Below are 20,790 nucleotides of genomic sequence, written 5' to 3' on the forward strand. Positions count from 1 at the left end.
CGGTCGCCGAGCGGCTCCGGCGACCGCCCCTGACGAGGCTGGGGAGGCGTGAGGTGCGGGTGCTGTGCTGTGCGGGGTGGGACTCAAAGGGGCAGCCGCGAGGACGAAGCCCGCCGCAGCAAGCACTGCAGCGAGCGACGCGAGCGAGGCGCGCAGCAAGGCGCGCGAGTCGTCGCGGCTGGGGCTTTGCAGGTGTTCACCGTCGATCCGAGTAAGACCGCTTATAAGCGAGCGGCTGGGGCTTTGCAGGTGTTCACCGTCGATCCGAGTAAGACCGCTTATAAGCGAGCGGCTGGGGCTTTGCAGGTGTTTACCGTCGATCCGAGGAAGATCGGTTATAAGTGAGTGACTAAGGCTTTGGAGGTGTTCACCGCCCCGTTAGCAGCTTATAAACACCCGCCAACAACACCCAAATTCGACTTATAAACAGCCAGACCACCGATCTGGTACACCCACTCCCGAAGTCGATCACGAAGCACCCTTCAGCGGCCAACTGTTTCAAGGTGCGTTTCGTAACGCAGTCGCCTCGGGACGCCACTACGTAGGGCTCAGCGTCGAACGACAGCTGTAGGTCAGAAGTCCGCGGATTCGAACCGTGTGTAGCCGATGAGGAACGCGACGAGCGTCCAGAGCGCGAGCACGACAATCCCGATTTCGGGGGTGGTGTAGAAGGGTTCCACCTCGGTGGGCGACATACCGGCACCCGCCTGCTCTCCCGCACCTACGCTCGACGCGAGCCCCGGAAGCAGCGTGACGACGGTCGAGAAATACGCCGACGACGGCGCCACTTGCATCACGGGGAAGATCCAGTCCGGCATCGACGTCGGCAGCGCGAACCCGTTGACCACGTACAGTAGGGCCACCGGAACCACGTCCCAGAACAACTCGAAGACGACGAAGAACCCGAGCGCGAGCGTCGTCGCACGTGTCGTCGATCCCGTCGTCGCGGAGAGCCCGACCATGATGCTCGCGTAGGCGACCGCGAAGCCGAGGGTTGCAATCAGAAACAGCACTATCGGAACGACGGCCACGGTACCGAGAAGCACGGCTCCGAAGCCGAGCCCGACGAGGAGCCCGACGGCGAGCCCGAACGCGAGAACACCCGCTCGGCCGACCGTCTTCCCGGCGTAGACGTGCAGACGAGTCGTGGGCAGCGACAACAGGAGTTTGATGCTACCGAGCTCGCGCTCGCCGGCGAGCGACTTGTAACAGACCACGATGGCGGCCAGCGGCACGAACAGGCTCGTGAGTCCGACCGTGAAGAACACGAGCCCGCCGAACGTCGCGCCGCCCGGTTCGCCGAACAGCTGTGGCACCTCAATGTAGGCGTACGTCGAGAGCACCGACAGCAGGACGAAAACGCCGACGAGCGCCCACAGCGCGCGGGACTGGACGGCGTCCCGGAAATCCTTTTTCGCGACGACAGTCCACGTCATACCCGCACCTCCTGGTCGTCGTTCGTGTAGCGGACGAACAGGTCCTCGAGCGAGGACTCGACGACCGAGAAGTCCCGTACCGGCGTCACGCCCGCGTCGATCGCCTGCAACACGGCGAATTTGGTGGCGTCGGCGACGACGACCCGGAGCCGTCCGTCCTGCGCCGAGGCGTCGGCCACCGACTCCAGCCCCACCACTCGCTCGACGACGACCTCCGAGACGTCGTCGACATCGACGTACAGCACCTCACCCGTCTCGGAGGCGTCACGGAGACCGTCGATCGTGTCGACCGCGACGAGTTCCCCGCGATTGATGATCGCCACGCGGTCACACACCGCCTCCACCTGCTCCATGATGTGGCTGGAGAAGAACACGGTCGTGCCGCGGTCGTTCTCCTCGCGGATCAGCTCGCGCATCTCCCGAGCGCCGTTCGGGTCGAGTCCCGTGGACGGCTCGTCGAGCACGAGCAGGTCGGGATCACCGGTGAGCGCCATCGCGAGGGCGAGGCGCTGTCGCATCCCCTTCGAGTAGCCGCCGGCCTTCCGGTCGGCGGCGTCGGCAATGTGCACGCGTTCGAGCAGCTCCGTCGGGTCGTCGTCCGCCTCCTTCAGTTCCACGACGAACTCAAGATGTTGTCGCCCCGTGAGCCGGTCGTAAACGTGGTAACCGTCCGGAAGCACGCCGGTACGCTGGCGAACCGCCCGACCCTCGGACTGGGCGTCGTGACCGAGCACCGTCACGGAGCCGCTCGTCGGCCGGATGAAGTCGAGGAGGATATCGATCGTCGTCGACTTCCCCGCGCCGTTCGGTCCGAGGAACCCGAATATCTCCCCCTCCTGGATCTGCAGGTCGAGTTCGTTCACCGCAACGACGTCACCGTAGTGTTTCGTGAGGCCGTCGACGTCGATCGCCGTCATCCGCGGTCCCCGTCTCCGAGTGCGTCGTCTTGGACTCCGTCAGGGCGCACGTCAACGTGCGTCCGTACAGTGCTTCTCATGAGAGCGACCGACTCTGCGTGGAGGGATAACTGTGTTGTGTACGCACCCTGTATCTTGCACGGGTGTCAGAATATTCAGTTGAGTTGATAAAACTCCCTGTGGTCAATACGCACTCTTCAGCGACCGGTTGTTTCAGTCCGCTTTATATCTGAAGAGTAATACCTCAACAGAGCCGGAATTGAATGTTACCGATCTCTGAATTCCACCGTGTAGCCGTTGTTGCGAAGTGCTTCAACGAGCTCATCTCCGGGCTCGATTTTGAATTCGTGAAAGGAGTTGCTCGGGCGATCCGTCGAATACAGCTCTGAATCGATATTCTCTGGTATCTCGTTCCGATGAGTATCCTCTTGAACGACAACCGGTTGACTGGGAACGCGGTTGGAACGGTTACGTTCTGTCATTTAGATATATACCGTTACAACTATTCGGCTATTTGTATTCCGATTCGGCTTCGTTGGAACCCCATTTTCACTGCGCGTTCGCGTCGACGCCGACGGCGGAGCGGTGCGTCCGCGGTTCCTTCGAGGACGGTTCCTGAAGCTATTTGTTCGTTCGAGTCCACCGGGGTGACGTGTACGTCGGCGTCGACGAGGCCGGAAAGGGACCCGTGCTCGGACCGATGGTGACCGCCGCGGTTCGCGCCGAGCCCGCGATCCTTCCGGACGACGTCGACGACTCCAAGCGGGTCGCTCCCGAGCGGCGCGAGGCGATCGCCGCCGAGTTGCGGGAGCGCGACGACGTCGCGGTCGCGATCGCGACCGTCGAGCCCGAAGCCATCGACGCCCCTGACACCGACATGAACACGCTCACGGTGCGCGGACAGGCGCGGGCGGTCCGCGGAGCGATCGAACCGGGCGACCGCGTCGTCGCCGACGCGGGCGATACGAGCGAGGAGCGGTTCGCGCGTCGGCTGGCGGCGTTCGTCCGTGAGGGCGTGGGCGGCGATGCGTCCGGTCGCGCGCTCGACGTCGCGGCCCGTCACGGGGCCGACGAGGACGATCCGGTCGTCGGCGCGGCGAGCATCGTCGCGAAGGTCGCCCGCGACGCCAGAATGGCCGAGATCGACGCCGACTACCCGACGTACGGCGGCGTCGGGAGCGGCTATCCGGGCGACTCGACGACGAGAACGTTCCTCCGCGAGTACGTCGCCGACCACGGCGACGTTCCGGACTGCGCCCGACGGTCGTGGTCGACGTGTACGGACGTGTTGGCGGCCGCGGAACAGTCCGGACTGGACGACTTTTAAAAAACGCCGAGAAAGCGCCGAGCGCGGTCGCGGTCGATCGCGCGTTACCTGACCGTCAGCAGGCGACGGAGGATGTCGCCGTAGGCGGGCCGCGTGATGAGGACGCCGATGAGCACGCCGAGGATGGTGAAGATGGCGAACCCGGACAGATCCCCGAGCGAGAGCACCATCAGCGGCGACATGGCGATGATCGTCGTCGCGGCGGCCGCGCCGATCACCCAGAACGCGCGTCTGAACCGCGAGTCGAACACCTTGCGCGAGTTCACGTCGCCCTCGCTCATCACCTCGTCGGCGATGATCACGAGGTCGTCGACCCCGGTCCCGACGACGGCGATGAACCCGGCGATCACTGCGAGTTCGATGGGATAGCCGACCAGCGCGGCGAAGCCGAGGAGCGCGTACACCTCCGCCAGTGCGGTAACGATCATCGGGAGCGCCACCTTCGGCTCGCGGTAGCGTAAGAACACCATTCCGGCGACCGCGAAGATAGCGAATATCCCGGTGATTGCGGAGTACAGCCGGAAGTTCTCACCCTGCGTGGGAGAGATGAACGAGGAGGTCCCCTCGCCCGCGATGTCGAGTTCCGCCGGGAGCGCGCCGGCGCGGAGGTTGATCGATATCTCCTGAGCGTCCTCGAAGGACGTCGTCGTCAACCGGAAATTGCCGGTGTCGGCCCACGTGCCCGAGACCATGCTCTGGGCGAGTCCGTCGTCCATGCCGAACGCGTTGACGACCTCGCCGTCGACGACGAGCAGGAGGCACGGTTCCGACGTCTCTCCCACCGGGTCCTGCATGTACGTACAGCGCGCGCCGCCGGAGGACGTCGCCACGCCGCGGTCGACGACGGCGTCCTGGAACCGCTCGGCGGGGGACTGCTCCCCGTCCGGAGCCTCGTTGACGACGGACACCGGAACGTACGGCTGGTCGCCCTCGTCGCGGCTGGCCGTACCGATGTTCTCGAAGTCCTCTTGGATCAACACCTCCTCTTCGACGCCGAGTCCGTCCTCGGCATCCGAGTCGGGGTAGGCGATGTCGATCTGGACGGTCCCGCGCTCCTCTAAGAGGTCGATCACGTCCTGTCGACCCTCGCCGGGCACCTCGACGAGCATGAAGTACTCGCCGGTGATCGACTGGACCTGTTGGACGCTCCCTCCGGAGAGACCCGCCTCGTTGATCTTGCCCTGAATGACGCGCTGGGCGGCGCTTCGTGTCTCCTCGGTGACGCCGGCGCGAACGCTGCCGTACGCGTAGCCGGAGGCGTCCATCGCGTGGCGGAACTCCGTCTCAGTCACGTCCGCATCGGTGACCTCCACGTCGCCGCCGTCCTCCGCGAGCCGTTGGGCGTTGACGTCCCGAGTCGACACGCCGTCGAGCTCCGCGGCGACGTTCGCGGCCACTGACGTCGGGTTATCGCCCGCGAACTCCACCCCCGTCGCGGTGTGGCCGAGAAGCGGTGCACGGATGCGCGTCCCGCCGGCCAGGTCCAGCCCGTACTGGAGGTTCGTCAGCCCCTGTCGTGCGTCCGCGTCGTCCTCGCCCGGCGCGGTGTCCGGACCGAACTGGGGCGCGAACAGCGCGATCGACGCCGCGACGACGACGACGATCAACAGGAGCACGCGCCAGTTGTTCTTGACCGGTTCGAGCATTAGCGTTTCACCCCCTCGAACTTGTACCAGCGAAGCAGGGTGACGTTCAGCAGGTACGTGTTCATCATGTCCGCCGCGAGGCCGATCGAGAGAATGATCCCGATGTCGCGGAGCAGGTCGACGCCGAACACCGTCGCGACGATCGCCATGACGATCATCGCTGCCATGGAGGTGATAGTCATCGTCACGCCGGTCCGCATCGCTCGGCTGACGGACTCATAGAAGTCGCCGGTTCGACGTAACACGGAGTTGTTCAACAGGATGTCGGAGTCGACGCTGTATCCGATGATCATCAGTAGTGCCGCGACCGTCCCGAGCGTCATCTCGATCCCGAGGAGATTCATCGCGGCGATGGGGATGACGATGTCAGAGAACGCGGACGCGACGACCGCAATGGACGGGATGAACGTTCGGAACAGCGCGAACACGAGCACGCTCATCCCGAGAAAGGCTATCGCCACGCCGAACACCGCTGTCCGCGCGGTGTCGGATGCGAAGCTCGCCGACACCTGATCGACGGCGTCCGTCGTGAGCCCAGCGGCGTCCGCTTGGTCCTGGAGGTCGTTCGCCAACCCGTCGGGGTCGTCGGCGTCGGCCCGGAAGGTCACGACGTACACGTCGTCGCCAGGGATCGATCTGACGGAGTCGGGCTCCCGATCGAACGCCGTCTCGATACGCTCGCCCATCTCTCCCTCGCCGTCGTCGGCAACTCGGAGCTCGACGCCACCGGTGAACTCCAGTCCGAGGTTCGCCGGCGCGCCAGTGACGAAGTACCATCCCCCGATGATCACGATCGCGACCGCGAGCACCACGAGCGGAACCAACACGAGCTGCCGGTTCGAGTACTCGGTGTAGTCGATTTCCGGTACCTCGATCGCTACCATGGAACGGTTTCGTCCGTGAGCCTGAATAAGCCTTCTTATCTCCCAAGTCGGCGCTCTCGTCCGACGACGATCGAAATCGATTAGCCCGGTCGGTTGGTACCAATTAGCATGGATAAACCGACTGCCGACCGCGTCGTGCTCTCGTACCCCGACGGAGTCGGGAGGTGGGGCCGCGATCAGATCGAGACGGATCGGTTCCGCGGCTACTTCCGACGTGTGCTCGGCGAGGTCGTGGTGGGGGCCGTCCGAGAGGAGTTCGTCGATGTCGGTTGCTGTGGCGACAGCCTCGACGTTCCGTTTCGGATCGTACGGATCGAGGTCGAGGGCGAGGCGGTCGACGGCGCAGTCGTAACAGCGGACACTCGGATCGCATACGAGACACATCCCGGTGACGTCGATGGCGGATGGCGCGTCCAGAGCGCGGGCGGACCGCGCGGCTGAGCGGCGCAATCGTATCGGGGGATCGTCACCGGGAGCGCCACAGATTCAAGGGGATCCGGACCCGAACGGAGGTATGAAGATCCGGCAGAACATCCGCCACTGGGCCGCGAAAAAGGCGTTGACGACGCCCGTCCTCGGCGACGTCGCGAACGACAAGCTCGTGGATCTGCACACGAGCATCTTTCTCAACAAGGCCGACGAGGACAGACGGGAGGAGCGGCGCGCCCATCTCGACGACTTCTTCGACGCGACGATGGACGCGTACGTCGCGGCGCTCGAAGCGGGGTTCCCGGAGGCGGAGGCCAGAGAGATCACGCACGTGCAGGCCAACTTCGACTTCTTCAACCACGGCTGGACGGAGATGATGGAGATCCCGGGCGACGAACTGGAGGCCCACTACCGGCGCTACGAGGAGTTCTTCTCGAGCCACGGGATCACGATCGACGATCCCCTCGGCGAGTTCCGTCCACGCACCGGCATCGTCTCGGCCCCCGAGACGCCGGGGAGGCTGGAGACGGCGGAGTACGAGAACGCGCTCGCGGGCTTCGCGGACGACGTCTACATCGAGACCGACGACGGCGAAACGATCGTCGGCGGCGACACCGAGGAGCCCGACGACATCGATCCGGCCGCCGCGCCCGGCATCGACGAGGACGAGGCGAGCACTTGACATCCTCCCCGCGCTGAAGCGCGAGGATTCCCACGGCACTGTACCGCTGGGTTGGGATGGTTACGGTTTGTAGCGGCCTTGGAAGGCGGCTACTGGCTGTGCCAACCAGCCGTTACTCCTATCCCGGCATGGGATTCGGAGATACTTTTGCTGACTGCACCCCGAGTTCCACAACAGAAAGGGGTGCTTTCTGCGTGGAATCGGGGAATCCCGATATTGTCCGATTAGGTGGGCGGGCAGGCCGCCTCGGCTAACTATTAGTACCGCAATCGATTACTTAAAACATCCGACCGGAGCGGTGGTCGTGGTTATTGAAGGAGATTATCGGATTCATCCCCGCGCTAAAGCACCGGGCTTTCTCCTTGATTCTCCGTAACGTTCGCTCTCGTCGACCCACGAGTCGTCGTTGTCGCCCACACTTATACGCGACCGTGACGAGACGAGACCATGAACCGAGGTCAGTCGTTCCTCCTCCTGCTCATCGGGGCGGTCGCCCTCCTCACGCTGTTCATCGTCCTCCCGTTCGTCGAGTACGTGATCGCTGCGGTGATCCTCGCGTACGTGTTGTACCCGATCCACGATCGACTGGAGGGGCGGATCGGATCGGTACATCACCGACTGAACGACGGCCTCGCCTCGATGGTCTCCGCGGTCGCGCTGATCCTCGCGTCGATCGTCGCCGTGATCGTTCCGTTCGCGTACATCGCGCTCGTGTTCGTCGACGACCTCGTCGCCATCGCCGAGGGGGAAACCGGGCTCGACGTCGCCGCCATCGAGACTCGGATCGCGGCGGTGACCGGCGAGGAGGTCGACGTCGCCACGTGGCTGTCCACCGCCGGAGAGGTGCTGGTAGAGACGCTGTTCGGCGGGGTAAGCGGTATCGTCACCGGCGCACTACAGGCGTCGCTGGGGATCGCGTTGACCCTCTTCGTGCTGTACTACACTCTCGTGGAGGGACCGGAGTTCGTGGCGTGGCTCCGGTCGATCATCCCGCTCCCGTCCGACGTCACCGACGAGCTGTTCGAGAAGGTGGATTCGACGACGTGGGGCGTCGTGATCGGGCACATCTCCGTCGCTCTGTTACAGGCGGTCGTCGCGGGGGTCGGCCTGTGGGCCGCCGGCATTCCCAACGTCGTCTTCTGGACGTTCGTGATGGCGGTTCTCGCGTTGTTACCACTCATCGGAGCGTTTCTGGTGTGGGGACCGGCGGCGGCGTACCTCGTCGTCGTCGATCAGACCACCGCCGGGATCCTGTTGGCCGTGTACGGCGTCGCGGTCGTCTCGATGGTCGACAACTACGCGCGCCCGATCGTCATCGACAAACAGGCGCATCTCAACCCGGGGATCATCCTCGTCGGCGTGTTCGGCGGCATCTACTCGATCGGCTTCACCGGCCTCTTCGTCGGTCCGATCGTCATCGGCGTGCTCGCGGCGACGCTGGAGACGTTCCGAGAGGACTACGACGCGATCTGAGTTACCGACGTCGCCCCCGGCGACCCGTCGGAGCGTCAGTCCCGACCGTCGAGGACGCCGGCCGCGAGACCGTCGTGGTCGTCCGATTCGAACGCCTCGGCGACGAGGAGGTGTCCACCGAGCGTCGCCGGGGAGATGACGTGGTCCGCGCCGGCTCGGCGGAGCTTCTCGACGTTCTCCCGCTGGGTCGCGGTCGCGACGATCCGCACGTCGGGGTCGAGCTGGCGCGCGGTGAGGATCGAGAGGGCGTCCCGTGCGTCGTCATCGGTGGCGACGACCACCGCCCGGGCGTCCGTGATGTGGGCGCGTTCGAGCGGCTCCACGTCGCTCGGGTCGGCCGTCAACACGGGGACCGACCGGCCGTCGAGCGTTCTGGCCACGGACTCGTCGCTGGTCACGATGGCGTACTCGGCGAGGTCGCGGTCGACGAGTTCGTCCAAGATCAGCTCCGTCATCTCGCCGTAGCCCAGGAGGAGGACGTGGCCGTCGAGGAGGTCGAACTGCTTTTCGGTCATCTTCCCGAGCGCCTTCGAGAGCTGTGCCTCGATGGCGGGCGTGAGGAGGACTCCGAGCGCCACCGCGAAGGCGGCGACGTTCATCACCAGCGAGGAGAGCACGAACAGCTGAGCGATGTCGGAGCTCGCACCCGTCTCCGGTGTGATGTCACCGTATCCGACCGTCGACGCCGTGACGACGGTGAAGTAGAACGCGTCGACGATCGTCTCGAGGCCGTCGAACTCGTCTCGGAGGGCGTACGATCCGACGGTTCCGTACGAGATCGCCGTCGCGAGCGCCGCGCCGGCGGCGAGCTGCGTCGGTGACGGTGAGAACGCACGGTCGAACCGACCGCGGTTGACCACGAGCGCCGGCACCGATACCACGGACAACACGACGAGCGGTAACGAGAAGACGGACGCCTGTAACAGTCCCTGTACCGCCGTCAGCGGCAACAGGACCGCGGTCGAGTACCAGCCGACGCGATAGCCGTTTTTGAGGGCGAACCCGCTGCCGAGCATCGCGAACCCGGTGATCGTTCCGGTGAATCCGACGGTCCGGAGGACGATTTCGGGGATGTACGGTGTGAGCGGCCCCTCGACGCTGAAGCCGCTGATGTGGAGGAGCCCGACCACGATGGACAACAGCGCGACGGCGAACGTCAACGCGACCGACGCGCGGACGGTCGCCCACTCGCGGCTTCCCTTCATACGCGGTCGGTGGCCGACTCCGAACTTAAACGTCCCGAGTGTCGACGACTCGCCTCGACCGCCGACGACCCGTCTGACTGCCGCCGACCCGCCTGACCGCCGACGACTCGCTTTCGACGGTCGAGGGTAGCGGTACTGGTTTAACCGCGCCGACAGTGCGGTGGCGTATGGCGCTCCCGATCGAGATCCTCTTCGGCATCTACCTCGGCGTCATCACGGGCGTCGTTCCCGCCTTGGTCGCCGGGGTGTTGGGGTTCGTGTTCAAGTACTTCACCGGGGTGACGATCCCCGGGCTCGGTGTCGTCGTGTTGGCGCTCGCGATCGCCGGCATCAACGGCGGACTGCTCGCGTTGAACGACGACACGATCCGGTCCGCGGAGCGAGCGCCGGCGATCCTCACGGCGATCATCATCGTGTTGATGCTCTCGCTGTACGCGCACGCACAGGGGGACAAACTCGGAGCGAACGCCCCCAAACGCGTCTCGCTCCGGTCGATCCGCGATCGGACGCTGTCCTCGGACGTCGTCGAGTTCGCCGGTGGCCGCGGGCGAGTACGACTGACCGTCGTCGGCGAGGTCGCCGACATGGAGGGGTACCCGCCGGTGTCCGCCGCGACCCGGCAGGCGATCACGGACGGAAAATGGACGTTCCCCGCGGATCTCCCCATCGACGAACTGGAGAGCCGTCTGGCCGAGCGGCTCCGAACCGAATTCGATCTGAGCGACGTGTCGGTGGCGATCGACGAGCAGGCGCGGGCGACGGTTGCGGCCGCGCCGCCGAGCGGCGGGCTCTCGAAGCGTATCCCGGCGGGGAAACGGGCGGTGTCGGTGTCGGCGCTCGTCCCGACCGGGCTCGCTCGCGGCGACGTCGTTCGCGTCGTGACCCCGGATCGAGTCGTCGAGGGGACGCTCCTCTCGGCGAGATCGGGACCGACGAAGGGGACAACGGCGGACGCGAAGCGGACCGACACGCCCGCCTCCGACGCCGGATCTCGAACGGATAGCGGGCCTCGCACGGACGGCGGAGAGACGCCCGCGGAGCCCGAGACGACCCCATCGACGGCCCCATCGACGACGACCGGCGGCGAGGGGCGAGTGACGGTCGCGGTCGATCGGTCGGAGGCGAGCGCGCTGCTCCGGGCGGGCCGCGGGCGAGTACTCGTGATATCACGAGGGACGCGGCGGGAGTACGAACTCACGACGCTGCTCCGCCGCGCGGGCAAGCGGTTCCGGAAAGTCGCAGTCGTCGCAGGTGGACCGCTCGACGGACACACCATCGGTGAGGTCGGCGTTCGAGAGGCGTACGACGTCGCTATCCTCGCCGCCAGACACGAGTCGTGGACCGTCGCACCGCGCGGTGCACAGCCGCTGTCCGCGGGCGACGACCTGTTCGTCGTCGGGAACCGCGACGCGCTCACCCGGTTCGAGGAGGCGGCGAGATGACGACCACCGTGACGGGGGCGGGAGTCGCACAGGTCACGTTCGGCGACCCGTACGCGGCGGCGGTGACGCTTCTGACCTTCGCCGTCCTCGCGGTCTTGATCTCGGGAGTGTCCGCGCTCGTGTATCGATGGTACTTCCGAACGGAGATCCCGGAGGGCGTCGCCGTGCTCCTCGGCGTTGCGATCGTCGCCCTCTATCTCAACACGACCTCGCTCGGTGAGGTCGTCGGAAGCGCCGAATCGACGCTGCTCACTGCCGAAGGGGTGTTCTTCAACGTCGTCGCGCTGGGACTCGCGGCCGCGGTGTCGCCGGCGGGCCGGTACGCGGGCGATCGGCTCGCAGTCGACGTGTTCGCGCTGACGGGTGTCACGGAGCTGGACGGGCAGTTGGGCAAGGTCGTTCGTTCGGTGGGTCGGTTCACCGTCGTGACGCTGCCGCCGGCCGAGGAGATCGAGGACGTGGACACCTACGAGCCGGTCACCGACGAGAAGAAGGCGGAACTGGCGGGGAAGAACCTGCTGTTCGCGAACCGGCTGACCGTCGAGGAGCTCCGGGAACGGCTCGTCGAACGACTGAAGACGGAACACGGCGTCGGCTACGTCGACGCCGACCTCGCCGACGACGGATCGCTCGAGTACTTCGCGGTCGGGTCGCGGGCGACCGGCGTGGGTCCGACGCTCGCGCCCGGCAGGGTCGCGGTCGCGGTATCCGCGGATCCCCCCAACAGCGCAACCGTGGGCGACATGGTACAGATATGGCGAATCGAACCGGACCTGGAACGCGTCGCGACCGGAGAGCTACGCGGCATCGCCGGCGACACCGCGACCGTCGCTGTCGATGCGTCGGACGGAGAAACGCTCTCGGTCGAGGGGGGCTACCGGCTCGTGACGCTCCCCGTGGAGCCGCAGGCCGATCGGGAGTTCGCGTCCCTCCTCCGGACCGCCGACGAGACGATGGCGGCGATCACCGTGGGGAAGCGAAGCGATCTCGTCGGAACCGCCGTGGGCGACGTGACCGCCGTCGTCGCCGCCGTCCAGCCGACGGACGGCGACGTCCAGGCGATCCCGCCACGAGGGTACACGTTCGTCGCGGGCGACACGGTGTATCTCGTCGGTCGCCCCGATGCGATCCGCCGGTTCGAGGCGAGCGCGTCCTCGATGGACGAGAGCGAAGCGGGAGAGAACAGCATGGACGCAAACGAGGTGGACGAGACCGGAGCAAACGAGACCGGAGCAAACGAGACCGGAGCAGACAAGACCGGAACAGGCGAGACCGGAGCAGACGAGACCGGAACAGGCGAGACCGGAGCAGACGAGACCGGAGCAGATGAAAGTGAGACGCCGAGCGATGACGGATCGTCGTCCGACACAGCGCAACGCTCTTAGGTCGTCCGACACAGCGCAACGCTCTTAGGCCGGCCGGTCCGCGGGACGTGTATGGAGTGGAAACTGTTCGCCGATCTCGCCGAGATCGCTGGCGGCCGCGTCGTCGACGTCGACGTCGAGCCCGGAGACACCGTCGGTGACGCGTTCGACGCCCTGCTGGATGCCCATCCGGACCTCCGCGAGCGCGTCCTCGAAGACGGAGCGATCGCCGACCACATCAACCTCCTCCGAAACGGTCGAGCCGTCAGCCGCGACGACGGCCTCGACACCACGCTCGAAACGGGCGACGAGTTGGCGCTGTTTCCTCCCGTAAGCGGCGGCTCCTGAGCGGCAACTCTGAGCGACGTGTCGGTCGGAAATACCGCCGGCGGCGAAGCGGTCTCAGTCGTGCGGATGGAACCGCTTGACCGCTCGCCCGACGGCCGCCGTCTGACCGAGGAACGTCACGCGGTCGCCATCGCGGAGTTCGTGGTCTCCCGTCGGCACCTCCGTGGTCCCGTCGGTGTGGGTCAACAGACCGACGATACAGCCGTCGGGGATCTCGGCGTTGACCTCCGCGATCGTCTTGCCGACGAGATCCGACGCCGTCACCTCGATCTCCTGGACGTCGCCGGTCCGGCCCAGTTCGTTCATCCATCGGACCAGCGACGGGCGTTCGAGCACGTTCTCCAGCGACCAGGCGGTCGCCATCGACAGGTCGATCGCCCGGACGCCGAGCGACTCGAACACGTCGACGTTGTCGGGTTGGTTCACCCGCGAGGCGACGGTGTCGACGTCGAACCGGGTCTTCGAGAGCTGACAGACGAGGAGGTTGATGTCGTCGTCCGGCGTGGTCGCGATGACCGCTCGTGCGCCCGAGGCGTCCACACGGTCGAGGACTTCGACCTCCGTGCCGTCGCCCTCGACCGCGGTGAACCCCCGCTCGCGGGCGCGTTCGATCGCCTTCGGGTCGTCGTCGATGATGCGTACGTTCTCTCCGTCCTGTTCGAGTCGTTCAGCGAGCGACAGGCCGACTCGGCCCGCGCCGACGATGATTGTGTGCATTGGTGAAACCTCGAGGAACTCCGCGATCTGTCTCGCGAGGCCGGCCTGCAGGACGACCGTCGTGAAGATGATCAGAAACACCGTTCCCGCGAGCAGCCCCGCCTCCTGTGGGCGACCGAGCGCCTGGAGCTCGACAGCGAACAGGGTCGCCACGCTTGCGGGGATGATCCCCCGCGGACCGACGGCGCTCAAGAAGAGCTGCTCGTTCCGCGTGAACCGCTCGTCGGTCGTCGAGAGGTAGATCACGGCGGGGCGGAGAACGAGCGTCACGGCGATCACGATTGCGACGCCGCCGATCCCGAGCCGGAGGATGTCGTCGAAGTCGATGAGCGCCGCGAGCGCGACGAACACGAACGACAGGACGACGACCGACAGGTCATCGAGGAAGTCGACCACCTCATCGTGGTGTGGGAGATCGGCGTTTCCGAGCACGAACCCCGCCAGCGCCGCCGCGGCGATGCCGGTCTCGGTCGCGACGGCCTCCGCGCCGCCGTACGCGACGACCGCGGCGGACAACACCACGAGACGCGCGTGAAGCGGTGCCGTTCCGGGCATGCGCGTGACGTGTCTGAGGAGCTGTAACACCGCCCCGGCGACGAGTAGCCCGACGGCGAACCCGATCGCGAGTCGCACGACCAGTCCGACGAGGACCTCCATCGCGGTCCCGTTACCGACGATGAGCACCTCGAAGACGACGATGACGAGCGCCGCGGCCGTCACGTCGTTGATGATTCCCTCCCCTTCGAGCATCGCGGCCACGTGGTCTCTCACCGTGACGACCTGAAGTATCGGGCCGACGACGGTCGGGCCGGTGGCGACGAGCAGCGCACCGACGAGGAGCCCGACGGCGACGCTCGTGTCGAGGAAGCGAACGACCGCGGCCGCGGTCCCGAGCCACGTGAGCGTCGCGCCGATCGTGACGAGCCGAAACAGCGCCCGGGGGCTCTCTCGGAGCTTCGCAATCCGGAGGTGGTAGCCTCCCTCGAAGAGGATGATCGCGACGCTGATCCCGACGACGGCCGCGAGGCCGTCCCCGAACGTCTCGCGGGTGACGATCCCGAGGATCTCCGGGCCGATCGCGACACCGGCGAGGATCAGAAAGAGGACGCTCGGCACGCGGAGACGGTCCCCGAGCAGTCGGGAGCCGACGCCGAGCGCGAGAACGAGCGCGACGACTGCGACGGCGCTCGACATCAGTGAGTTAGCGTGTCCTGCATGGATCTGTTTTGCATGGATGTGTTCTGCATGGATGTGGTCGGTCGCTCGTGGGGAAGCGTGTCCGTCTCGGCATCAACCTGTCGACCGAGCAGCTCTCCCTCGGGGTTCAGACGAGCAGTTGCACGTCCGATTCGGCCATGTGTTGGAGCGCGGTGGCGGCTCCGACGCCCGTCGTGACGCCGTCGAAGAAGTCGTCCTCGTCGTAGTCCATCAGCTCGATGGTCATCTGGCACGCCTGGAGGTCGACACCCTGATCGAGCGACAGCTCGATGAGCTCCTCGATCGACGCCGTCCCGTTCTCGTCGATCTTGTTCCGCATCATTCGGGTCGCCATGGCGTCCATGCCGGGGAGCGCCGCGATCGCGTTCGGCATCGGCATGCTCGGGTTCCCGACCGCGGAGAGTTTCAGGTCCGAGGACTTCTCCTCGTGGAGGATGTCCAGGCCCCAGAACGTGTGGAAGACGACGACGTCCCATCCGAACGCCGCGGCCGTGCTCGCGAGGATGAGCGGCGGGTACGCCATGTCGAGTGACCCCTTCGTCGCGACGATCGTCATCCGCTTTTGTCCGTCGTCCACCTCGGCTTCGAGCCCGTCGACCTGCGTTTCCAGCTCCTCGATGCGGGCCAACAGTTCGGCCTCGCTCGGCGGCTCATCGCTCTCGATCGACGTCTCGTCGGCCGGCTCGGGGGAGTCGTCAGCGCTCATTTCAGGCGGTCTTCTCGACGTAGTGTTTGTACACGTCGCCGTCCTCGACCTGGTCGAGCAGCTCGACGCCCTCCGTTCCGGCAGCCCAGCCGTCGATGTCGCTCATGCTGCCCGAGTCCGTCGCCAGCACCTCGAGAACGTCGCCAACCTCGAGTTCGTCTATCGCCTGCTTCGTCTTGACGACCGGCATCGGGCACGATACTCCTTTCACGTCCAGCGTTTCCGTCGTGTCAAATTCTGCGCTCATAGTGAACCGCTCCGTCGTATGTATTGGAGCTATTTCACAATACTGGACAGGGCATTATAAGAATGTCGATCGTTGTACGTTCCGCGAACGACTGATGAGAGAGAAAGAGTGCTCTGCTGAATAGTTCGGTGTTTTATATAGTCTTTAGCAGCTCTACAGGGCGTTTTCGCCGATATCACCGACATACACACGCCCACATAGTATTGTGTGAATAGTGAATAACAATCCGAACTCTTATGTGGGTTTACCCGTTAGGAACGGGTGACGACATGAATCCCGAAGACTTCCCGACCCCCGACGTCGAGGTCGATTCTATCGAACCAGCGACGCTGAAATCGAGGATCGACTCCGGCGAGCAGGTCACGATCCTTGACTCCCGCATGAGTTCTGAGTACGAGGAGTGGCACATCGACGGCGAGAACGTCGAGTCGATCAACGTTCCGTACTTCGAGTTCCTCGACGACGAGATCGACGACGACGTGCTCGCGAAGATACCGGAAGACGCCCACGTCACGGTGTTGTGCGCGAAAGGCGGCGCGAGCGCCTACGTCGCCGGATCGCTCGCCGAGCGCGGCTACGACGTCGATCACCTCGAGGAGGGGATGAACGGCTGGGCTCGGATCTACGAGGCCGTCGAGGTCTCCGAGTACGACGGCGCGGGGACGCTCGTCCAGTACCAGCGTCCCTCCTCGGGCTGTCTCGGCTACCTCCTGTACGACGGCGACGAGGCCGCGATCATCGATCCCCTGCGCGCGTTCACCGATCGCTATCTCTCGGACGCTGCGGAGCTCGGCGTCGAACTCGCGTACGCGATCGACACGCACGTGCACGCCGACCACATCTCGGGGATCCGCGCGCTCGCCGCGGAGGGCGTCGAGGCGGTCCTCCCCGAGCCCGCGGTCGACCGCGGCGTCACCTACGCCGACGAGACCACCCTCGCGGCCGACGGCGACGAGTTCCACGTCGGCGACGCGACGATCGAGACGGTGTACACCCCGGGACACACGACCGGGATGACCTCCTATCTGCTCGACGACGGCCTCCTCGCGACCGGTGACGGGCTGTTCATCGAGAGCGTCGCACGACCGGACTTAGAGGAGGGCGACGACGGCGCGCCCGAGGCCGCTCGCACCCTCTACGAGTCGCTTCAGGAGCGGGTCCTGACGCTGCCCGACGACGTGCTGATCGGCGGCGCACACTTCAGCGACGCCGCGGTGCCGGCCGACGACGGGACCTACACCGCGCCCATCGGCGACCTGAAATCGCGGATGGACGCCCTGTCGATGGACGAGGACGCGTTCGTCGAACTGGTGTTGTCCGACATGCCCCCCCGCCCGGCGAACTACGAGGAGATCATCGCGACGAACCTCGGGCAGAACGCGGTCGACGACGAGGAGGCGTTCACCCTCGAACTCGGCCCGAACAACTGCGCCGCGAGCCAGGAGTCGCTCGCGGATGACTGAGACGGGAGCGCCGAATGGTCGCTGAACTCGCCTCGCTGGCGGCTGGATTCGCCTCACTGGCGGCTGGACTCACGCCGTCGACGGCGAAGCTCGCTCCGCTCGTCCTCGCGGACCCGTTCCCCAACGGGATCGAACGATACGCCGTGGGTGGACTGCTCGTCGGTCTCGGGACCGCGATGATCTACCTCGGAACGGGGATCAGCGCCGGCGCGAGCACGTTTCTCGAGTCGACGCTCTCGTACGCCTCCGAGAAGTCACGGTTCCAGCGGTACGTCGCGTCGCGCGACTGGCGGCTCGTGTTCACGCTCGGGATCGTCCTCGGTGGGGGGATCTACGCCATCGCGTATCAGGGCGGCGCGTGGACGACCGACGTCCAGCCGTGGCGGCTGCTCGTCGGTGGCGTTCTCGTCGGGATCGGAACCCGGATCGGGAAGGGGTGTACCTCCGGGCACGGCGTCTGCGGCGTCGGATCCGCCTCTCGAACGTCGATCGTCGGCGTGATAACGTTCCTCGCGGTCGCGATCGGAACGGCACAGCTCGTGGCCGCGATGGGGGTGAGCCCGTAATGGCGGATCGACACCCCGCGTTCGTCCCGCTCGTGTTGGTCGGCGGGCTCGTGTTCGGCTTCGGACTCGGCTACAGTCACATGGCCCGACCGGAGGTCGTCCTGGACTTCCTCCAGTTCGACGACTTCGGGCTCGTGTTCGTCATGTTCGGGGGCGCGGCCGTCACCGGTCTGACGTTCCTGCTCGCCCCCCGGCTGCTCGGCCGCGCCCCGCTGACCGGGGACGACTTCGAGCGCCGACTCAAGCCGTTCGATCGCAACGTCCTGATCGGCGGCGCGATCTTCGGCGTCGGCTGGGGGCTCTCCGGGATCTGTCCCGGAGCCGCCTACGCGAGCCTCGGCGTCGGCAACGTCACCATCCTCTGGGCGCTCGCCGGGATGTTTCTCGGCGCGTACCTGCAGGGCTGGTGGCGGAGTCCGTAGGCGCGGTCGCCGCTCCGTTTCTCCCGTGGTTCACTCGCGGTACGCCGGGAGCGACAGCGTCACCGCGCTTCCCCTCGGCTCGACCGATTCGACGGCCACGTCACCACCGGACTGTTGGGCGATCCAGTACACCAACCAGAGGCCGAGCCCGCTCCCGTGATACAGCGCTTCGGTCGCTTCGCCGGTCTCGACGACGGAGCGGTCCATCTCCGGAATTCCGGGACCGTCGTCGCGGACCCGGACCAGTACGCGTCCGTCACGTCGTTCGACGTCGATCTCGACGGCCGGCTCCTCGCGGTCACTGTGTTCGATCGCGTTTCGGACGAGCTCCTCGATCGCCTCGTCGACGTCCGGCGTCGCGAACGCGAGCGCCTCCTCGGGAGCACTGACCGCGATCCGAGCCTCGGGACACGTCTCGGCGACCCCCGCCGCCACCACGTCGACGGAACGACTCACGTCGATGCGTCGTTGCCGTGGCGGCTCGCTGAGGATCTCGGTCACGGCGCGGGATTTCTGGCTCGTCGTCAACAGGTCGTCGGCGTGATCGTGGATCACGTCCGCGGCGGCTGCGAGATCCCCGGTCATCTCCGAGCGGATACGGTCCGCGTGGCCGCGGATCAGCGTCAGGTCGTTTCGGATGTTGTGCTGGAGGACTCGGTCGACGACGCGGAGCTGTCGGGTCCGGTTCTCCTGGTCCGTGACGTCGCGCAACACGGCGACGACTCCGGTAACCGATCCGCCGTCGTCGTCTCGGAGCGGGTAGTACTGGACGTTCAGCGTTCGTTCGCCCCTGTTCGGATGGGTCCGCGTCGTCCGGAACGAGACGGTCTCCCCCCGGTGGGCGCGGGCGAGATGACGGTCGATGTCGTCGGAGATCGCGTCGGGGAGCACCTCGTCGATGCGCTCGCCCTTGATCGCCTCCGCGTCGACGTCGTGGAACTCGGCGTACGGGGGATTCACGAACAGGTACCGGTCCTCCGTGTCGGTCGCGCTCATGAGGTCCGTTGCGCCGGTGATCGCCCGCTCGTACAGTTTCAGTTCCTCCGTCCGCTCCTTGAGGTCGGTCACGTCTCGACAGATCGCGACGGTACCGGCGAGCGCACCGTCGGCGTCGTAGTAGGGGTATCGCTTCGTGCTGAACGTCGTCTCCCGTCCGCTGTGTGGAAACGTCGGAGAAACCTCGTACGTGACCGGCTCTTCGAGTTCGATGGCGGCTCGTTTGTGTGCCTCGATTCGCGCCGCAGCCGTCTCGTCCATGAACGCCGATTCGTCCCTGCCGTGGAGCTCGACTCGTGACTGCCCCGCGAACTCCGAGACCGCCGCGTTCGTCAGCTCGAACGCACCATCGAGGTTCTGTAACATGATCGGGTCCTCGAGGAGTTCGACGACGTTTCTGTACAGTCTGAGCCGCTCCTCCGCCTCCGTCCGCCGTGTGATATCCGTCTGTATCGCGACGTATCTAACGATCTCGCGGTCGTCATCGAACACGGGTGCGATCGTCTGGTGGGCGTGATACCGCTCGCCCGACTTCCGGCGGTTGGTTATCTCCTCGGACCACACCTCGCCGCTCCCGATCGTCTCCCAGAGCCGATCGTAGTAGTCGTCGGACATCTCGCCGGAGTTGAGTACGGCGGGCGTCTCTCCGATCAGCTCATCTGGCTCGTAGCCGGTGGTCTCCGTGAACGCGGGGTTGACGTACTCGATCCGCCCGTCCGTGTCCGTGATGTAGATTCCGTGACCGGCGTGTTCGACGATCCGCCGAAACGCGTCGGTCCGTCGAAACGCGTCGCCCTCCCCGTCGCCGTCGCCACCTCCGCCGGATCCTCCGTCGCCGTCGCCATCTCCACCGGATCTCTCATCGATATCCCTCGTCTCCGCGAGGTCGTCCGCCACTGTCCGAAGCGTCCCCGAGTACAGCACCTCTCCACCGTGCGTGTGCCGACAGCCATCGAACGCGAGCACGTGTTCGACCCCGTCGTTCGAGACCGCCGGGAAGGTGACGGGGCCCCGCCCGTCGAGTCGCTCCGCAGAGAGCCGATCGCGGTTCGCTTCCGCTCGATCCGCGGAGAGACCGGGCGGAAGTACCGACGAGAGGAGGCGGCCGACCAGTTCGTCCGGCTCACCGCCCAGTAGCTCCGCCGCGCCGCCGCTCGCGTACCGTATCGTACACTGTTCGTCGACCGTGATGATCGGACCGAAGCCGGCCTCGATCACCGATTCGAGAAATCCGACGTCGCCGCCAGCGAGCGCGTCACCGCGCTCAGCAGAAACCATGTCCGGCAGTAGCTTCTCGACGAT

At 65.9% G+C, this 20,790-nt stretch carries 20 protein-coding genes; 10 read left to right on the plus strand and 10 right to left on the minus strand.

The annotated features are described in order from the left end of the window. Positions 1–572 precede the first annotated feature (572 nt). The 3 genes from ACNSN7_RS04490 to ACNSN7_RS04500 all read right to left on the minus strand — a co-directional run bounded on the left by ACNSN7_RS04490 (position 573) and on the right by ACNSN7_RS04500 (position 2,835). Positions 573–1,436, minus strand: a complete 864-nt coding sequence (locus ACNSN7_RS04490; RefSeq protein WP_418280977.1) for an ABC transporter permease subunit — start codon at positions 1,434–1,436, stop codon at positions 573–575. After that, positions 1,433–2,353 (minus strand): ABC transporter ATP-binding protein, encoded by a 921-nt coding sequence (locus ACNSN7_RS04495; protein WP_418280979.1) that lies wholly within the window; start codon positions 2,351–2,353, stop codon positions 1,433–1,435. Before ACNSN7_RS04495 ends, ACNSN7_RS04490 begins: the two co-directional genes overlap by 4 nt. Positions 2,354–2,619: 266 nt before the next feature. Further along, on the minus strand, positions 2,620–2,835 hold the full coding sequence (locus ACNSN7_RS04500; protein ID WP_418280980.1) for a hypothetical protein: 216 nt from the start codon (positions 2,833–2,835) through the stop codon (positions 2,620–2,622). A gap of 170 nt (positions 2,836–3,005) precedes the next feature. Between ACNSN7_RS04500 and rnhB the strand changes: the two genes are divergently transcribed. Then, positions 3,006–3,680 (plus strand): ribonuclease HII, encoded by a 675-nt coding sequence (rnhB, locus tag ACNSN7_RS04505; RefSeq protein WP_418280981.1) that lies wholly within the window; start codon positions 3,006–3,008, stop codon positions 3,678–3,680. Positions 3,681–3,724: 44 nt separating this feature from the next. On the opposite strand, the gene ACNSN7_RS04510 is transcribed toward rnhB, so the two are convergent. Both ACNSN7_RS04510 and secF read right to left on the minus strand, forming a co-directional pair. Next, positions 3,725–5,326, minus strand: a complete 1,602-nt coding sequence (locus tag ACNSN7_RS04510; RefSeq protein WP_418280983.1) for a preprotein translocase subunit SecD — start codon at positions 5,324–5,326, stop codon at positions 3,725–3,727. Next, on the minus strand, positions 5,326–6,210 hold the full coding sequence (secF, locus tag ACNSN7_RS04515) for a protein translocase subunit SecF (RefSeq protein ID WP_418280984.1): 885 nt from the start codon (positions 6,208–6,210) through the stop codon (positions 5,326–5,328). The genes ACNSN7_RS04510 and secF overlap by 1 nt, the downstream gene beginning before the upstream one ends. Before the next feature lie 108 nt (positions 6,211–6,318). Between secF and ACNSN7_RS04520 the strand changes: the two genes are divergently transcribed. The 3 genes from ACNSN7_RS04520 to ACNSN7_RS04530 all read left to right on the plus strand — a co-directional run bounded on the left by ACNSN7_RS04520 (position 6,319) and on the right by ACNSN7_RS04530 (position 8,794). Beyond that, the gene (locus tag ACNSN7_RS04520; protein WP_418280985.1) at positions 6,319–6,651 is read left to right on the plus strand and encodes a DUF7968 family protein; all 333 of its coding nucleotides are present in this window, start codon (positions 6,319–6,321) and stop codon (positions 6,649–6,651) included. A gap of 73 nt (positions 6,652–6,724) precedes the next feature. After that, the gene (locus ACNSN7_RS04525) at positions 6,725–7,321 is read left to right on the plus strand and encodes a DUF6149 family protein (RefSeq protein ID WP_418280987.1); all 597 of its coding nucleotides are present in this window, start codon (positions 6,725–6,727) and stop codon (positions 7,319–7,321) included. 447 nt (positions 7,322–7,768) lie between these two features. Next, positions 7,769–8,794 carry an AI-2E family transporter gene (locus ACNSN7_RS04530; protein WP_418280989.1) on the plus strand — a complete coding sequence of 342 codons (1,026 nt, stop codon included), beginning with the start codon at positions 7,769–7,771 and terminating at the stop codon, positions 8,792–8,794. A 35-nt stretch (positions 8,795–8,829) separates the two neighbouring features. Here the strand turns inward: ACNSN7_RS04530 and ACNSN7_RS04535 are convergent, their stop codons facing one another. After that, positions 8,830–9,999: an NAD-binding protein gene (locus ACNSN7_RS04535; protein ID WP_418280990.1), complete on the minus strand. Its 1,170-nt coding sequence runs from the start codon at positions 9,997–9,999 to the stop codon at positions 8,830–8,832. Positions 10,000–10,166: 167 nt separating this feature from the next. On the opposite strand from ACNSN7_RS04535, the gene ACNSN7_RS04540 reads away from it, so the two are divergent. Genes ACNSN7_RS04540 through ACNSN7_RS04550 form a run of 3 tightly spaced genes read left to right on the plus strand, consistent with a single transcriptional unit; the run spans position 10,167 to position 13,153 of the window. Then, entirely contained in the window at positions 10,167–11,441 is a 1,275-nt protein-coding gene (locus ACNSN7_RS04540) for a potassium channel family protein (protein WP_418280991.1), read from the plus strand. Next, positions 11,438–12,826 (plus strand): DUF8167 domain-containing protein, encoded by a 1,389-nt coding sequence (locus tag ACNSN7_RS04545; protein ID WP_418280992.1) that lies wholly within the window; start codon positions 11,438–11,440, stop codon positions 12,824–12,826. The genes ACNSN7_RS04540 and ACNSN7_RS04545 overlap by 4 nt, the downstream gene beginning before the upstream one ends. 51 nt (positions 12,827–12,877) lie before the next feature. Next, the gene (locus ACNSN7_RS04550) at positions 12,878–13,153 is read left to right on the plus strand and encodes a ubiquitin-like small modifier protein 1 (protein WP_418280994.1); all 276 of its coding nucleotides are present in this window, start codon (positions 12,878–12,880) and stop codon (positions 13,151–13,153) included. Positions 13,154–13,207: 54 nt separating this feature from the next. On the opposite strand, the gene ACNSN7_RS04555 is transcribed toward ACNSN7_RS04550, so the two are convergent. The 3 genes from ACNSN7_RS04555 to ACNSN7_RS04565 form a co-directional block, all read right to left on the minus strand. Next, a complete protein-coding gene (locus ACNSN7_RS04555) occupies positions 13,208–15,064 on the minus strand; it encodes a cation:proton antiporter domain-containing protein (protein ID WP_418280996.1) in 1,857 nt (618 codons plus the stop codon). Positions 15,065–15,194: 130 nt separating this feature from the next. After that, entirely contained in the window at positions 15,195–15,794 is a 600-nt protein-coding gene (locus ACNSN7_RS04560; protein ID WP_418280997.1) for a DsrE/DsrF/DrsH-like family protein, read from the minus strand. 1 nt (position 15,795) lies between these two features. Next, positions 15,796–16,041 carry a sulfurtransferase TusA family protein gene (locus ACNSN7_RS04565; protein WP_418280998.1) on the minus strand — a complete coding sequence of 82 codons (246 nt, stop codon included), beginning with the start codon at positions 16,039–16,041 and terminating at the stop codon, positions 15,796–15,798. 269 nt (positions 16,042–16,310) lie between these two features. Here ACNSN7_RS04565 and ACNSN7_RS04570 point away from each other — a divergent pair, with 269 nt between their 5' ends. Genes ACNSN7_RS04570 through ACNSN7_RS04580 form a run of 3 tightly spaced genes read left to right on the plus strand, consistent with a single transcriptional unit; the run spans position 16,311 to position 18,492 of the window. Further along, positions 16,311–17,504 (plus strand): MBL fold metallo-hydrolase, encoded by a 1,194-nt coding sequence (locus ACNSN7_RS04570; protein ID WP_418280999.1) that lies wholly within the window; start codon positions 16,311–16,313, stop codon positions 17,502–17,504. Positions 17,505–17,518: 14 nt separating this feature from the next. Then, positions 17,519–18,070, plus strand: a complete 552-nt coding sequence (locus tag ACNSN7_RS04575) for a YeeE/YedE family protein (protein WP_418281000.1) — start codon at positions 17,519–17,521, stop codon at positions 18,068–18,070. After that, on the plus strand, positions 18,070–18,492 hold the full coding sequence (locus ACNSN7_RS04580) for a YeeE/YedE family protein (RefSeq protein ID WP_418281002.1): 423 nt from the start codon (positions 18,070–18,072) through the stop codon (positions 18,490–18,492). The genes ACNSN7_RS04575 and ACNSN7_RS04580 overlap by 1 nt, the downstream gene beginning before the upstream one ends. Positions 18,493–18,522: 30 nt before the next feature. On the opposite strand, the gene ACNSN7_RS04585 is transcribed toward ACNSN7_RS04580, so the two are convergent. Beyond that, positions 18,523–20,766 carry a PAS domain S-box protein gene (locus ACNSN7_RS04585; protein ID WP_418281003.1) on the minus strand — a complete coding sequence of 748 codons (2,244 nt, stop codon included), beginning with the start codon at positions 20,764–20,766 and terminating at the stop codon, positions 18,523–18,525. Positions 20,767–20,790: the final 24 nt, after the last annotated feature.

Origin of the sequence: Halorubrum rarum, from assembly GCF_048380895.1 — an archaeon.
GTDB lineage: Archaea > Halobacteriota > Halobacteria > Halobacteriales > Haloferacaceae > Halorubrum.